Origin of the sequence: Dechloromonas hortensis, assembly GCF_009469765.1 — a bacterium.
Classification (GTDB): domain Bacteria; phylum Pseudomonadota; class Gammaproteobacteria; order Burkholderiales; family Rhodocyclaceae; genus Azonexus; species Azonexus hortensis.
The window spans coordinates 309,107-321,259 of sequence record NZ_SSSQ01000004.1; the positions used below are offsets into that span (position 1 = coordinate 309,107).

13 protein-coding genes and 1 tRNA gene are annotated in these 12,153 nt (G+C 60.2%); 6 read left to right on the top strand and 8 right to left on the bottom strand.

Annotated elements, in window-relative coordinates; all coding sequences use genetic code 11:
* Positions 1 to 894 precede the first annotated feature (894 nt).
* Positions 895 to 1,026, top strand: a complete 132-nt coding sequence (locus GH663_RS21360; RefSeq protein WP_281349782.1) for a hypothetical protein — start codon at positions 895 to 897, stop codon at positions 1,024 to 1,026.
* Positions 1,027 to 1,032: 6 nt separating this feature from the next.
* Here GH663_RS21360 and GH663_RS09670 read toward each other — a convergent pair.
* Positions 1,033 to 1,120 (bottom strand) — tRNA-Ser (locus GH663_RS09670).
* A gap of 184 nt (positions 1,121 to 1,304) precedes the next feature.
* Between GH663_RS09670 and GH663_RS09675 the strand changes: the two genes are divergently transcribed.
* Entirely contained in the window at positions 1,305 to 1,997 is a 693-nt protein-coding gene (locus GH663_RS09675) for a Bax inhibitor-1/YccA family protein (RefSeq protein WP_153131423.1), read from the top strand.
* 62 nt (positions 1,998 to 2,059) lie between these two features.
* On the opposite strand, the gene rlmD is transcribed toward GH663_RS09675, so the two are convergent.
* The gene (rlmD, locus tag GH663_RS09680; RefSeq protein WP_153131424.1) at positions 2,060 to 3,358 is read right to left on the bottom strand and encodes a 23S rRNA (uracil(1939)-C(5))-methyltransferase RlmD; all 1,299 of its coding nucleotides are present in this window, start codon (positions 3,356 to 3,358) and stop codon (positions 2,060 to 2,062) included.
* Between the two features lie 50 nt (positions 3,359 to 3,408).
* On the opposite strand from rlmD, the gene GH663_RS09685 reads away from it, so the two are divergent.
* Both GH663_RS09685 and GH663_RS09690 read left to right on the top strand, forming a co-directional pair.
* Positions 3,409 to 3,888, top strand: coding sequence for a DUF7931 domain-containing protein (locus GH663_RS09685; protein WP_153131425.1), 480 nt, complete (start codon positions 3,409 to 3,411; stop codon positions 3,886 to 3,888).
* Positions 3,889 to 4,033: 145 nt separating this feature from the next.
* Complete coding sequence (locus GH663_RS09690) at positions 4,034 to 4,288, top strand: hypothetical protein (RefSeq protein WP_153131426.1); 255 nt, start codon at positions 4,034 to 4,036, stop codon at positions 4,286 to 4,288.
* A 59-nt stretch (positions 4,289 to 4,347) separates the two neighbouring features.
* On the opposite strand, the gene GH663_RS09695 is transcribed toward GH663_RS09690, so the two are convergent.
* From GH663_RS09695 to GH663_RS09715, 5 genes are all read right to left on the bottom strand, one after another.
* Positions 4,348 to 5,115 carry an MBL fold metallo-hydrolase gene (locus GH663_RS09695; RefSeq protein WP_211371105.1) on the bottom strand — a complete coding sequence of 256 codons (768 nt, stop codon included), beginning with the start codon at positions 5,113 to 5,115 and terminating at the stop codon, positions 4,348 to 4,350.
* Positions 5,112 to 6,242, bottom strand: a complete 1,131-nt coding sequence (bamC, locus tag GH663_RS09700; protein ID WP_153131427.1) for an NlpB/DapX family lipoprotein — start codon at positions 6,240 to 6,242, stop codon at positions 5,112 to 5,114. Before bamC ends, GH663_RS09695 begins: the two co-directional genes overlap by 4 nt.
* A gap of 15 nt (positions 6,243 to 6,257) precedes the next feature.
* Positions 6,258 to 7,136, bottom strand: coding sequence for a 4-hydroxy-tetrahydrodipicolinate synthase (gene dapA / locus GH663_RS09705; protein WP_153131428.1), 879 nt, complete (start codon positions 7,134 to 7,136; stop codon positions 6,258 to 6,260).
* 78 nt (positions 7,137 to 7,214) lie between these two features.
* Entirely contained in the window at positions 7,215 to 8,192 is a 978-nt protein-coding gene (gene tilS / locus GH663_RS09710; RefSeq protein WP_153131429.1) for a tRNA lysidine(34) synthetase TilS, read from the bottom strand.
* Positions 8,161 to 9,129: an acetyl-CoA carboxylase carboxyltransferase subunit alpha gene (locus tag GH663_RS09715; RefSeq protein ID WP_153131430.1), complete on the bottom strand. Its 969-nt coding sequence runs from the start codon at positions 9,127 to 9,129 to the stop codon at positions 8,161 to 8,163. Before GH663_RS09715 ends, tilS begins: the two co-directional genes overlap by 32 nt.
* Before the next feature lie 176 nt (positions 9,130 to 9,305).
* On the opposite strand from GH663_RS09715, the gene GH663_RS09720 reads away from it, so the two are divergent.
* Positions 9,306 to 10,469: an EAL and HDOD domain-containing protein gene (locus GH663_RS09720; protein WP_153131431.1), complete on the top strand. Its 1,164-nt coding sequence runs from the start codon at positions 9,306 to 9,308 to the stop codon at positions 10,467 to 10,469.
* A 36-nt stretch (positions 10,470 to 10,505) separates the two neighbouring features.
* On the opposite strand, the gene GH663_RS09725 is transcribed toward GH663_RS09720, so the two are convergent.
* Positions 10,506 to 11,147 (bottom strand): MBL fold metallo-hydrolase, encoded by a 642-nt coding sequence (locus GH663_RS09725; protein WP_153131432.1) that lies wholly within the window; start codon positions 11,145 to 11,147, stop codon positions 10,506 to 10,508.
* Between the two features lie 124 nt (positions 11,148 to 11,271).
* Here GH663_RS09725 and GH663_RS09730 point away from each other — a divergent pair, with 124 nt between their 5' ends.
* Positions 11,272 to 12,129, top strand: a complete 858-nt coding sequence (locus GH663_RS09730) for an HDOD domain-containing protein (RefSeq protein ID WP_153131433.1) — start codon at positions 11,272 to 11,274, stop codon at positions 12,127 to 12,129.
* The last annotated feature ends 24 nt before the right edge of the window (positions 12,130 to 12,153 follow it).

The following is a 12,153-nucleotide window of genomic DNA, read 5'->3' on the forward strand; positions in this document are numbered from 1 at the left end:
TTCCCCCACCATCGGCAATCGACCGCCCCACGGCCACACGCCAGCAGCCCGCCTCACCCCAACTGCTGGCTGGCCACCACCACCCTACTCGGCCTGCCCCAGTGCGCCACCTTGGCACCGCCACGAGCAACCTTGCCCCTTGCAGCAAGGTCAGATCGGCAGCGTCGGGGTCGTCAATGCGTCAAGTGTTTTGAGCTAGCTGTCAGGCGGCTCTATCGGCAACAGCAGGCCAGAAGTGGAAATACGCTGGCCTGATGAATAAACGGCAGGTAACCGGTGGTCTGCAGCCTGATGCACCAGCACAGGCCAACGGCCGTTTTGGCCGAGGAATTGTCAGCGGGCTTCCGGCTTGAGTGACTGCTGCCCTCCACCACCTGTCGTTAAGCGCTCAGAACGGCTGCATGCAGGATTGGACACTCCCCCCCCCCCCCGAACCCGACACACCCGACGACTTGTCGCCATCTCATTCCCCACAAGATGACCTATTTCGGGGAAGGGGAGCATGAAGAATCACGCCCTCCACTGCCACACGTCAGCAGCCCACCTCGCCCCAACTGCTGGCCAGCCATCACCACCCTACCTGGCCAGGCCGCGCACACCAACTCGGCAGCACCACGGACAACCTCGCCCCCTCGTCGCAAACGCAGGGCAACTAGGCACACCCCTATCTCGATCTTTTGAAAGGAGTTCAGGCAATATAAATTGAAGTTTTTATTTATCAATCTGGACAGAGCATTCGTCCTTTTATGGTCCTTTTTACCGAACTTACGTCGGTTAGGACTTAGCCAAGATTTGACTAATGTGTAACCCTCGGAACGACTGGACAAGATCGCGGCCGAACACGCTACCTCGTTGCCGAGGCCGGTAAAGCTGCTACTGACGGGATTGGGGGCAATGAATCGCCGAGGCGGCGCGTTAACGAGCTATCTACTCTTCGAGAAACCGTTTACCCGGGCACTGATCGACCTGGGTTACGCCGACACCATGGCGCGCGCCGAAGAAGTCGGCAGTTTTCTCGATCTTTAGGAGTTTTGGCGGGTCCGGTGAGATTCGAACTCACGATGGGTTTCCCCACGCCGGTTTTCAAGACCGGTGCATTCAACCGCTCTGCCACAGACCCACTGTACTAGCTACAACATATTTCGCGGCAGGTTCAATCAAATACGGCACCCGGCCCCGAGAGGCGCGCATGATAGCACAGGAGATCACATCGAGCATTCGAGGCGGCAACGTCCTGCATTGAAACTTTAGCCCGCCTCCGTTAGTCTTAGATACTGTTGAAACACCATAGGGAAAGACTCCGCATGAACAACAACTTTGAAATTTCCAGCCAGGGTTCTTCCGGCTTCGCACTGCAGCAGAACCGCGTTTTGCGTAATACCTACATGCTGCTCGCCCTATCGATGGTGCCGACCGTAATTGGTGCCCTGATTGGCATCCAGATTCAATTCAGCTTCATGGCGGGCAGTCCGTTCATTGCTTTCCTGTTGTTCTTGGGTATTGCCTTCGGCTTTATGTGGGGAATCGAGAAGAATAAGAACAATGGCTTGGGCGTGGCCTTGTTGCTCGGCTTTACCTTCTTCATGGGCCTGATGCTGTCGCGCATTCTTCAGGTCGCCCTCGGCTTCTCCAACGGCGGCTCGATGATCGCCCTGGCCGCAGGCGGCACCGGCGCCATTTTCCTCACGCTGTCGACCGTAGCCACAGTCAGCAAGCGCGACTTCAGCGGCATGGGCAAATTCCTGTTTGTCGGCATGATCATTGTGCTGCTAGCAGCCGTTGCCAACATCTTCTTCCAGATTCCCGCGCTCTCGCTGACCATCGCTGCGGCGGTCGTGATGATTTTTTCGGCTTACATCCTGTATGACATCAGCCGTATCGTACAAGGTGGCGAAACAAACTACGTCAGTGCGACCCTTGCGGTCTACCTCGATATTTACAACGTTTTCGTCAGCCTGCTGCAACTGATCATGGCCTTCACCGGCGAACGCGACTAAGCTTTACTGGCAACAACAAGAAGGGCGGCCTGAGCCGCCCTTCTTCCGTTTACGAAACCTGTTTATACGCGCTCAAAAACGGCAATTGATTCAACGTGCGAGGTGTGCGGGAACATATTGACCGCACCGGCCGCAACGAAGCGATAGCCTTTGCTAGTCACCAGAACGGCGGCATCGCGGGCCAGGGTGGCCGGATTGCATGAGACATAGACGATCCGGCGCGGCCCGTCCGGCCCGATGGCCCTGACCAGTTCGACCGCCCCTTCCCGCGGCGGATCAATCAGCATCTTGTCAAAATGCCCCAGCGCGGCCAGCGATGCCTCGGTGCATTCGAAAAGGTTGGCCACACCAAACTCGACAAACTCCGCCAGGCCATTGGCTAGCGCGCTTTCCAGCCCCCGCTTGACCAAGGCCTCGCTCCCTTCAATGCCGACAACGCGGGCACCGGAACGGGCTATCGGCAGCGTAAAGTTCCCCAGGCCGCAGAACATGTCGGCAATCCGCTCATCAGGCTGAGGATCGAGGAGACGCAGTGCACGCCGGATGAGAACCCGGTTCACCGCATGGTTGACCTGAGTAAAGTCAGTCGGTCGAAAGTCCAGTTCCAGACCAAACTCGGGCAAGGTGTAAGACAGTCGTGGCCCGGGTAGCGGGTAGAAGCGATAGGCGGTATCCGGCCCCTTGGGTTGCAGATAAAACACCACTTTATGGTGATCGGAAAAATCCCGCAGCAACTGCTCATCCCTGGCCTTGAGCGGCTCGAGAATACGCAGCAGCAGCGCCGTACACTGTTCGCCAACGGCAAAATCCAACTGCGGCACACGCTCGGCAATCGACAGCGAAGCGATCAGGTCGCGCATCAGCATCAGCAATGCCGAAACATGGGGCGGCAGGATCGCACAAGATTGAATGTCGGCAATGTAACTACTCCGCCATTCGTGGAAACCGATCAGCACGCCGCCCTTTTTGGGCAGTTTGCGCACAGCCAGTCGAGCCCGGTGCCGATAACCCCAGGGCTCGCCGTGAATCGGTGGCAGGATGCTGTCCGGCCGGACGCGACCGATATGCCACAAGCTGTCCTCCAGGACGCGCTGCTTGGCCGCCACCTGGGCTGAGGGCTCCATATGCTGCATGGCGCAACCACCGCACACCCCAAAATGCGGGCAGCGTGGCTCAACACGGGCCGTAGATGGCCGCAGGACGCTGACCAGATGCGCCAACTCGTAGCTTGGTTTTCTCCGGAAACTGGCGTACTCGACAGTTTCACCTGGCAGGGCACTGTCGACAAAAACAGTTTTACCATCCAGGCGGGTAATGCCCCTCGCCTCATGATCCAGCGATTCGATAATCCCGATTGGCACGGTCAACTCCGAAAAAGCGCGAATTCTATCAATCGGTTAGACTATGCGCCATGGCCCGAGAACTGATCACTTCCTGGAACGACTATCAGGCAGCAATTGATCGCCTGCTGGCGATGGCTTGTCAAAAAATCTGCATTTACGACGAAGACCTCAGCCAATTACGACTGGACTCCGCCAGCCGCCTACCGCACTTGCAGCGAATCCTGAGAACAGCGACTAACGGACAATGCCTGATGATCGCAGTCCGCAACGCCGAACCCTTACGCCAGAAAAATCCATTGCTGATGGCACTGCAGGGCAGTCACAATCACCGCTTTGCAATGCAACAAACGCCGCCCCAACTCGCCCACCTGCGCGACGCAATGATCATCGTCGATGACAAGCACGGGCTGATCCGCTTTGAGCGCGACCAGCCTCGCAGCAAGCTGCTGATTGACGAAAGCATAGAACTAAACCCCTACCGCGCCCGCTTTCAGGAAATATGGGACGAAGGTGGAGAAGCAATCAGCAATACGGTACTGGGACTCTAAGCACGGCAGAAATAAGCGTGTGCCATACTGCGGTGCACCAAGCACGACCCCAAGCAATTAAAAAATTGATATAATTGCAGGCTGATTGGGTCGCTCCTGATCTCAAAATTTAGCTTTTACTGCCTCTTATCGATAAGGAAATTTCATGACTAAGTCCATTCTCGTTGCTGCTCTGCTCGCCGTTGCCCTGACCGCTTGCGGCAAGAAGGAAGAACCGGCTGCTGCCGCTCCGGCTCCGGCCCCGGTTGCCGCTCCGGCTGCTGAAGCCGCCAAGCCGGCCGAAGCCGCTGCCCCGGCTGCCGCTCCGGCTGCTGAAGCCGCCAAGCCGGCCGAAGCCGCTGCTCCGGCTGCCGCTCCGGCCGCTGAAGCCGCCAAGCCGGCCGAAGAAGCCAAGAAGTAATCTTTCTTGCTTCAATGAAAACGGGGCCTTGGCCCCGTTTTTTATTGCCTTTTTTCCAGTCAGTTCAAGCAACGCCAGCCGAAACCCGTATCCGGCGTAGCCACGCCGATCCATGCCTCGGCACAGCCAAGGACGCCGGCAATTGCCGCCGTGACCAGTTCCGGTAAATTGTTTCGTTCGCTGAGATGCGCCGCCACCAGATGCTGCAGGCGCGAACAATCGATACTGCCCAGCAACTCTGCCGCAACAGAGTTTTCCAGATGCCCGTAACGGCTCGCGATCCGACGCTTGAGCGAAGCTGGGTAGATCGACTGGGCGAGCATCCGGGCATCATGATTGCATTCGAGCACCAGACCATCGCACGCCGAGAGCATTTCGCGGATGTGCGGCGTTACCTCCCCCGCATCCGTCAGCACTCCCAAGCGGCGACCGGCGCCGGAAAAGACATACTGAACGGGCTCACGGGCATCGTGTGGAACAGGAAAAGGCTGGATCTCAAGATCGCCGATTGACAGCCCGCGATGGCTGTCGATGATGCGCAAATCCAGACCGACATCACTTTCACGCGTCGCCACCCAAGTGCCATGAGTCAGCCAGATCGGCACGGCATATTTGCGGGCAAAACGGAAGACGCCACCAATATGGTCACCGTGTTCGTGCGTCACCAGAATACCGGTAATGCATGCCGGTGAGCGCTCCAGCCGATGCAGACGGGCTGCGGTCTCGCGCAGCCCGAAACCGCAATCGAGCATCAAACAGGTGGAACCTCGCTCGACCAGCAGTGCATTACCTGCACTACCGCTGCCAAGCGAGGCGAAGCGGATCACTGCAACTGCTGATAGAGCAAGCCAAGAATCTTCTTGGCAGTCTCGGACTTGTCGGTGCCACCTTCACTGGTCAGCACCTTGACGGTACTCTGGGCGCCAGCATCGCTGACATGAATGCGGTACTGCACCTTGGAACTGGCCAGCGGCTCGCTGCTCTTCCAGAAGGTAAGCTTGGACAGGAATCCCTGATCCTTCTTGCTGCTGTTGTCAGCCTCGGGATCGACATAGCGCACGAAGTACAGGCCACGCGAGCGATCACGGTCTTCAACCGTGAAACCGACGCGATCCAGGGCCAGGCCAACCCGACGCCAGGCACGGTCGAAACGTTCATACACTTCGAGCGTACCGGCACCGTCGTCGCTCTTCGCCAGGTTGGCGCGAGGCTCCGCCTTGGCGGAGGCAACAGACGCTTCCGCCCGCTTTTCCTCGGAGCCCAAACGGACCATCAGGCGACGCAGCATCTCCGCCTCAAGCTCAGGGTCCGGCTGCCGGGGCTGCCAGCGAGTATCTTCCTTGGAGGAAGAGGTGTACACCTCTTCCATACCGCGATGGCTGATGAAAACATCGGTCGTACCAGGCTCGGCACCGGGTTCAAAACGGGTCCGGAACTTATCACGCTCGCCGGTCGAGTACAGCGAATCAAGCAGTTTGCCGATCGTGTTGCGGATAATATCGTCGCCGATCTTGGCGCGATTTTCGGCCCAGTCGGTTTCCATCACGCCGGCATCCGGGCGTTCGACGCTGATGATGAAACCGGTTTCCTGCCAGAAGTCCTTGACGGTATCCCAGAGCTTGTCAGCGGGGAGCGCAACGGCCAGCCAGCGCTGGTTGCCGGAACGCTCGACGCGGACCTTATCGACCTGCGGCAGGACCGTCGAATTCTGTGCCTGGGCAGCCGGGGTTCGATCCGCGCTATAGGCCGAGAAAGTCGCACTACCCTTGCCTGCAGCATCCGGCACCAGGAAACGGTCGTCGCGGGCAACCTGCGACAGGTCGGGTGGCACCTCCAGCGTCGGCGCCTTGCTGGCGGATTTGTATTCGATCTTGCGTGTATCGGGAAGCATGCTGCAGCCAGCCAGGGAGATGGCCAGCAGCGAGAGAGTTAGGCCGGAAAGCCGACGATTCATGGTTACTGCGCTCCGTCAGGCAATGAGACCGGCCTGGCGCAGGGCAGCTAGCACGCGCGGCTGGTTGGCTTCGGACAGGGTGGTCAGCGGCAGGCGAATACCATTGGGCATCAAGCCCAGCTTATGTACCGCCCATTTGACCGGAATTGGATTGGCTTCGCAGAACAGGTCGCGATGCAAGCCGAGTAGCTTGAAATGGATCTCGCGAGCCCGAACGATGTTGCCGGCGGCGGCCGCGACACACATTTCGTGCATCAGGCGCGGCGCGACATTGGCTGTCACCGAAATATCGCCATGGAAGCCGAGGCTGATCGTCGCCACGGCCGTCATGTCGTCACCGGTATACAGCGCGAAATCCTTCGGCGCCCGCGCGATCAGATCACAGGCCCGGTCGATGCTGCCCGTTGCGTCCTTGACACCGACGATACCCGGCACTTCGGCGAGGCGCAGAATGGTGTCGTTCGACATGTCGGCAACCGTGCGGCCCGGCACGTTATAAAGCAGGATCGGCAGTTCCACCGCTTCGGCAATGGCCTTGAAGTGGCGATAGAGGCCTTCCTGCGTCGGCTTGTTGTAGTAAGGCACCACCGACAAAGCCATGTCGGCTCCGGCCTTCTTGGCAAATTCGGTCAGTTCGATAGCCTCGGCCGTCGAATTGGCGCCGGTGCCGGCAATCACTGGAATCCGGCCGGCGGCATGGTCAACCGTGACCCGGATCAACTCGCAGTGTTCTTCGACATTGACCGTCGGCGATTCACCGGTCGTCCCGACAATTACGATCCCATCCGTACCCTCGCGCACATGGAAATCGACGAGATTGCGCAGGGAGTTCAAATCGAGGCTGCCATCCTCGTGCATGGGCGTGACGATGGCGACAATGGATCCAGTAATCATGGCCTTGTTAACAAGAAAATAATCCATCGATTGTAACTGAAGGGCTCCGGGAGCGGATAGCCGGCAGGTAACAGATTGTTATTTTTGCACCAGCCAGTGCACGCGGCCCTGCGCGATTCGTAGACAGCCCTCGGGCAACTGCAACTCGGGATGACGATCGGGTGCCGCGCTCTGCAACTGGCGGGCAAACTCCTCAAGACGCGAGGCCACGGGCGTCCGCCAGCCCAATTCGCGCAAACGATAACGCAGCAGGTTTTTCAGGCGCGACAAGGAGAGCGCCCGCATGGCGTGCAAGGAAGCGGTCTGACCATCGCTTTCCTGGACTTTTTGCCAGTCGACCGCAGCAAGCTCGGCCAGCAGTTGATCGGTTTCGCCGAAATGACTGGCCGCCAGCGTCAGCGAGGCTTCGGCCTGCGGAAAGCGGGCGCTCAGGCGGGGCAGGATTTCGTGGCGGAGAAAATTGCGCGAATAGTGGAGATCGATATTGCTTTCGTCATCGATCCAGGCCAGGCCTTGTTGCCGCGCATAGTCTTCGATCTCGGCCCGACTGAACGCCAGCAAGGGGCGTAGCAGACGGCGGGCGCCGAGCGGACGCTCGACCGGCATCCCTGCCGCACCGGCCACCCCGGCGCCACGCAGCAGATTGAATAATACGGTTTCGGCCTGATCGCCCTGGTGATGCGCCAGTAGCAGACTATCGGCATCGCAGTTGGCGAGTACGGCATAGCGCGCCTGGCGTGCGGCGGCCTCCAGACCCAAGCCGCTTTGGCGATCTACCTCGACATGGGCAATATCGAGCGCGACCGCCAACTGGCGGCAGTAAGCGGCGCAAAAGGCGGCCCAGTCGTCGGCATTGGGCGACAGGCCGTGATGAACGTGGATGGCGCTGAGGCGAGCCCCCAGGCCCAGACGACTCAGTAGATGCAACAGGACGACGGAGTCGCAACCGCCGGAAAGGCCGACGCAGACGCGTTCGGCCGGCGCCAGACGGGTGGCGATAAAATCGCCGACCCGACCGGGCAGATCAATTGACCGCTTGTTCCTTGTAGCGGCCATAGCTCATCAGCCGCTCGTAACGCGTCGCCAGCAACTCGGCCGTAGACAAGCCGGACAGCTGCTTCAGCGCATCCTGCAAGGCCTTTTTCAGACTGTTGGCCATCGCCGTGTGATCGCGGTGGGCGCCGCCCAACGGCTCGCTGACGATCTTGTCGATCAGGCCCAGGGTCTTCAGGCGCGGCGCCGTGATGCCCATCGTTTCAGCGGCTTCCGGCGCCTTCTCGGCGCTTTTCCACAGGATGGAGGCACAACCTTCCGGCGAAATCACCGAGTAGGTGGAATACTGCAGCATCTGCACGACATCGCCGACCGCGATGGCCAGTGCGCCGCCGGAGCCGCCTTCGCCGATGATGGTGACGATGACCGGCACCTTGAGTTCAGCCATCACATACAGGTTGCGGCCAATGGCTTCGGACTGGCCGCGCTCTTCGGCATCGATGCCGGGGTAAGCGCCGGGCGTATCGACGAAGGTCATCACCGGAATGCCGAACTTTTCGGCCAGTTTCATCAGGCGCAGCGCCTTGCGATAACCCTCCGGGCGCGGCATGCCGAAATTGCGATAGATCTTTTCCTTGGTGTCGCGGCCCTTCTGGTGGCCGATCACCATCACCGGCTGGCCGTTGAAACGGGCCAGACCGCCGACGATCGCGTGGTCATCGGCAAAGGCACGATCCCCATGCAACTCTTCGAAATCGGTAAAGATCAGCGACAAATAGTCCAGCGTATAGGGGCGCTGGGGGTGGCGTGCCACCTGCGAAATCTGCCAGGAGGAAAGCTTGGCATAGATATCCTTGGTCAGCTGCGCGCCCTTTTTCTCCAACCGTTCAATCTCTTCCGAGATATCGACAGCGGAATCATCCTGCACGAAGCGCAGCTCTTCGATCTTTGCTTCGAGGTCGGCAATGGACTGCTCGAAGTCGAGGAAACTTGTTTTCATGGACAGCTCGTTTTCTAGGTCGGCGGGTATTTTACCCTAAAGGTTGCCGGACCCGATTTTCGAAAGCGGCAAGACCAGATGTCGAGCCCGGCGGTCAACGCTCCGAAAACGGCAAAAATGCGCTAGGCCCGAGATTTTGTTAACATCGCCGGCAACCAAAAACTAGAAAGTAAGCCATGTCCGCGAATGACCTGCTGTTCCTGCACCCTTTGCTCGGCGCAGACGACTCCTGGTCAGGCTACCTGGTCGAGACAGCACCGGACGCCAGTCCGGAAAACGCCCTGGCCCAGCTCTGCCAACACCCGTTGCTGCGTCAATTCGATCAGCGCCTGCCCTGGCTCCTGCCGGCCCTGCCCGGCGTCAGCCCGCAGTGCGCGATCGAGACCGCGGTCCACATCTTTCCGGCCCGTACAACGGAGCCCCAGGATGCGCTGGAGAAGGAATTGCGCCTCGCCAAGTGCAAACTTGGCCTGAGCGCCGCCCCCGAAGAGCGGCTGCCGATGCCGGGGACCTGGGATTACCTGCTGATCGGCACCAGCCATGCCCGCACCCTGCGGCCCTTCACGCTGGCCGGCATGTCGAGCCGGACCATCGTCGTCGCCACCGGCGTGCACAGCCCGGCCGACTACGCCTGGGCGCGCGACAATGCCTGCAGCCTGTCCACCTCGGAGTTCCTGCTCAGCCGCGACCAGAAGGGCAAGAAGGCCGACATGACACGCGTCAAGCTGCTCGAAATGCTCGCCCTGATTGCCGAAGATGCCGACACCGAAGCCATCGAGGAAATTTTCAAACAGGAACCGAAGCTCTCGTACAGCCTGCTCCGCCTGGTCAACTCCGCCGCCATTGCGCCGCGCAGCCCGATCACCAGCTTCTCGCAGGCGATCAACCTGCTCGGCCGCCGGCAGTTGCAACGTTGGTTGCAACTCCTGGTCTATGCCGACCCGAACAACGGCCAACACCCCAACCCCTTGCTGCAAAAAGCCGCCGCCCGCGGCCGCCTGCTTGAGCTGCTGGCGGCAAAGCTGCGCCCGGCGCCGGCGGTCGACAATGTCGAAGATGCGGCTTTCATGGTTGGCGTCTTCTCGTTACTCGATGTCCTGCTCAACATGTCGATGACCGAGATACTTCAACAGTTGCCGCTCGCCCCGGCCGTACGCGATGCGCTCGCCGAATACGGCGGCGCACTCGGCACCATGCTGCGCGTCATCGAAGCTGCCGAAAGCCGCGACCTGGCAGCCGCGGCCAAGCAGATGGCAGAAAGCAGCGTCGATGGTGAAAGTTACCTGAACGCCCAGCTCACCGCCTTGAACTGGGCGGCAAAGATCCACCACGCGGCCTGAGGCAACAGCCGGGCAATCTGCCCGGCTTGCGCTGAATCAGCCGAAACGGCCGCTCAGGAAGGGGTTGTAGCGGCGCTCTTCACCGAAGTCGGACATCGGCCCGTGGCCGGGGATGAATGCCACCTCGTCGCCGAGCGGAAATAGCTGCTCCTTGATCGAGCGAATCAGCGTCTCGTGATCGCCTTTCGGGAAATCGGTGCGCCCGATCGACCCCTGAAACAGCACGTCGCCGACTTGCGCCAGATGACTGGGCGCATGATAGAAGACGACATGGCCCGGCGTATGCCCCGGGCAATGCAGCACATCGAGCTCGACTTCGCCGAACTGCACCTTGTCACCGCCCTTCAACCAGCGCGTCGGTTCGAAGCTCTTGACGCTGGGGAAGCCGAACATCTTGCTCTGCTGCGGCATGCCTTCGATCCAGAAACGGTCATCCTCGTGCGGCCCCTCGATCGGCACGCCGCTGCGCTCGGCCAGCGCGGCGACAGCGCCGGCATGGTCGATATGACCGTGGGTGACGAGGATCTTGGCCAGCGTCAGCTTCTCGTCGGCGAGCGCCTGCAGGATGCGCTCGACATCGCCACCGGGATCAATGACAACCGCCTGACGGGTTTTTTCGCACCAGAAGATCGTGCAGTTCTGCTCGAAAGGAGTAACCGGAACAATGGCGTAACGCATGGCAAAAACCGAAATGATTGAGTGACGGCGATTATCGCATGGCGGCGCCCTTGCCCGCTGTGGGCGGCGCCCTTACACTCAGCGCACCTGGAGAGACTGCTGCATATTCGAGGACGATAAAAACATGATCGACCACCCGCTGCCCGACATCGAAAGCTGGGTCCTGTTCTTCAACAACAATAGTCTGCCCGTGCTGCGCGTCACAAAGCGCCGGCTCGACGAAATGCGCGACAACCTCGACCGCGTCGACGCCCGCGAACTGGCCCGCGTCATCCTGCAGGACCCGATCATGACGGTGCGCGTGCTGGCCTACATCCAGCCGATGCGTGGCCGTGCCCTGCAGCACGACATCACGACCATTGCCAGTGCGGTGATGATGGCCGGCATCGAACCCTTCTTCAATCGTTTTTCAGAACTTCTGACCATTGAGGAGCAGTTACAGGGCGAGGACCGGCATGCCCTGCTCGGCATTCTGCAGATCATCCGCCGCGCCCAGCGGGCCGCCGACTACGCCCAAGAATGGGCTATCTGGCGCCACGACATCAACATGGAAGAGATCCGCATCGCGGCCCTGCTGCACGATCTGGCTGAAATTCTCGTCTGGTGCTCGGCGCCGAAACTCGGTCTCGACATTCTCGCCCGGCAACAAGCCCAACCGACGCTACGCAGTGCCGACGCGCAGACCCAGGTCCTCGGTTTTGCCTTTCAGGAAATCCAGATGGCGCTCTGCCGCGTCTGGCATCTTCCCGAATTGCTGCAACACCTGATCAATGACGACAACAGCGAGCGCGCGCGCGTCCGCAATGTCCTCCTCGCCGTCCGCCTGGCCCGCCATTCGGCGCATGGCTGGGAAGATGCGGCACTGCCCGACGATTACAAGGACATCGGACACCTGTTGAACATCACGCCGGAAGCCGTCCGCCAACGCATCGGCCTGGCGCCGATGCCGGCCCGCGAAGCCGATGGCAGCGAAGCGGGCTAGCCAACGGCGTGGGATGCGCTGAAC

Excerpts from the sequence above, each read along its gene's own strand:
- GH663_RS09715 (WP_153131430.1), bottom strand. The coding sequence starts at position 9,129 with ATGAAAACAAGTTTCCTCGACTTCGAGCAGTCCATTGCCGACCTCGAA.
- dapA (WP_153131428.1), bottom strand. The coding sequence starts at position 7,136 with ATGATTACTGGATCCATTGTCGCCATCGTCACGCCCATGCACGAGGAT.
- GH663_RS09725 (WP_153131432.1), bottom strand. The coding sequence starts at position 11,147 with ATGCGTTACGCCATTGTTCCGGTTACTCCTTTCGAGCAGAACTGCACG.
- GH663_RS09730 (WP_153131433.1), top strand. The coding sequence starts at position 11,272 with ATGATCGACCACCCGCTGCCCGACATCGAAAGCTGGGTCCTGTTCTTC.
- GH663_RS09690 (WP_153131426.1), top strand. The coding sequence starts at position 4,034 with ATGACTAAGTCCATTCTCGTTGCTGCTCTGCTCGCCGTTGCCCTGACC.
- GH663_RS09675 (WP_153131423.1), top strand. The coding sequence starts at position 1,305 with ATGAACAACAACTTTGAAATTTCCAGCCAGGGTTCTTCCGGCTTCGCA.
- bamC (WP_153131427.1), bottom strand. The coding sequence starts at position 6,242 with ATGAATCGTCGGCTTTCCGGCCTAACTCTCTCGCTGCTGGCCATCTCC.
- tilS (WP_153131429.1), bottom strand. The coding sequence starts at position 8,192 with ATGGCCGCTACAAGGAACAAGCGGTCAATTGATCTGCCCGGTCGGGTC.
- GH663_RS09720 (WP_153131431.1), top strand. The coding sequence starts at position 9,306 with ATGTCCGCGAATGACCTGCTGTTCCTGCACCCTTTGCTCGGCGCAGAC.
- GH663_RS21360 (WP_281349782.1), top strand. The coding sequence starts at position 895 with ATGAATCGCCGAGGCGGCGCGTTAACGAGCTATCTACTCTTCGAGAAA.
- GH663_RS09685 (WP_153131425.1), top strand. The coding sequence starts at position 3,409 with ATGGCCCGAGAACTGATCACTTCCTGGAACGACTATCAGGCAGCAATT.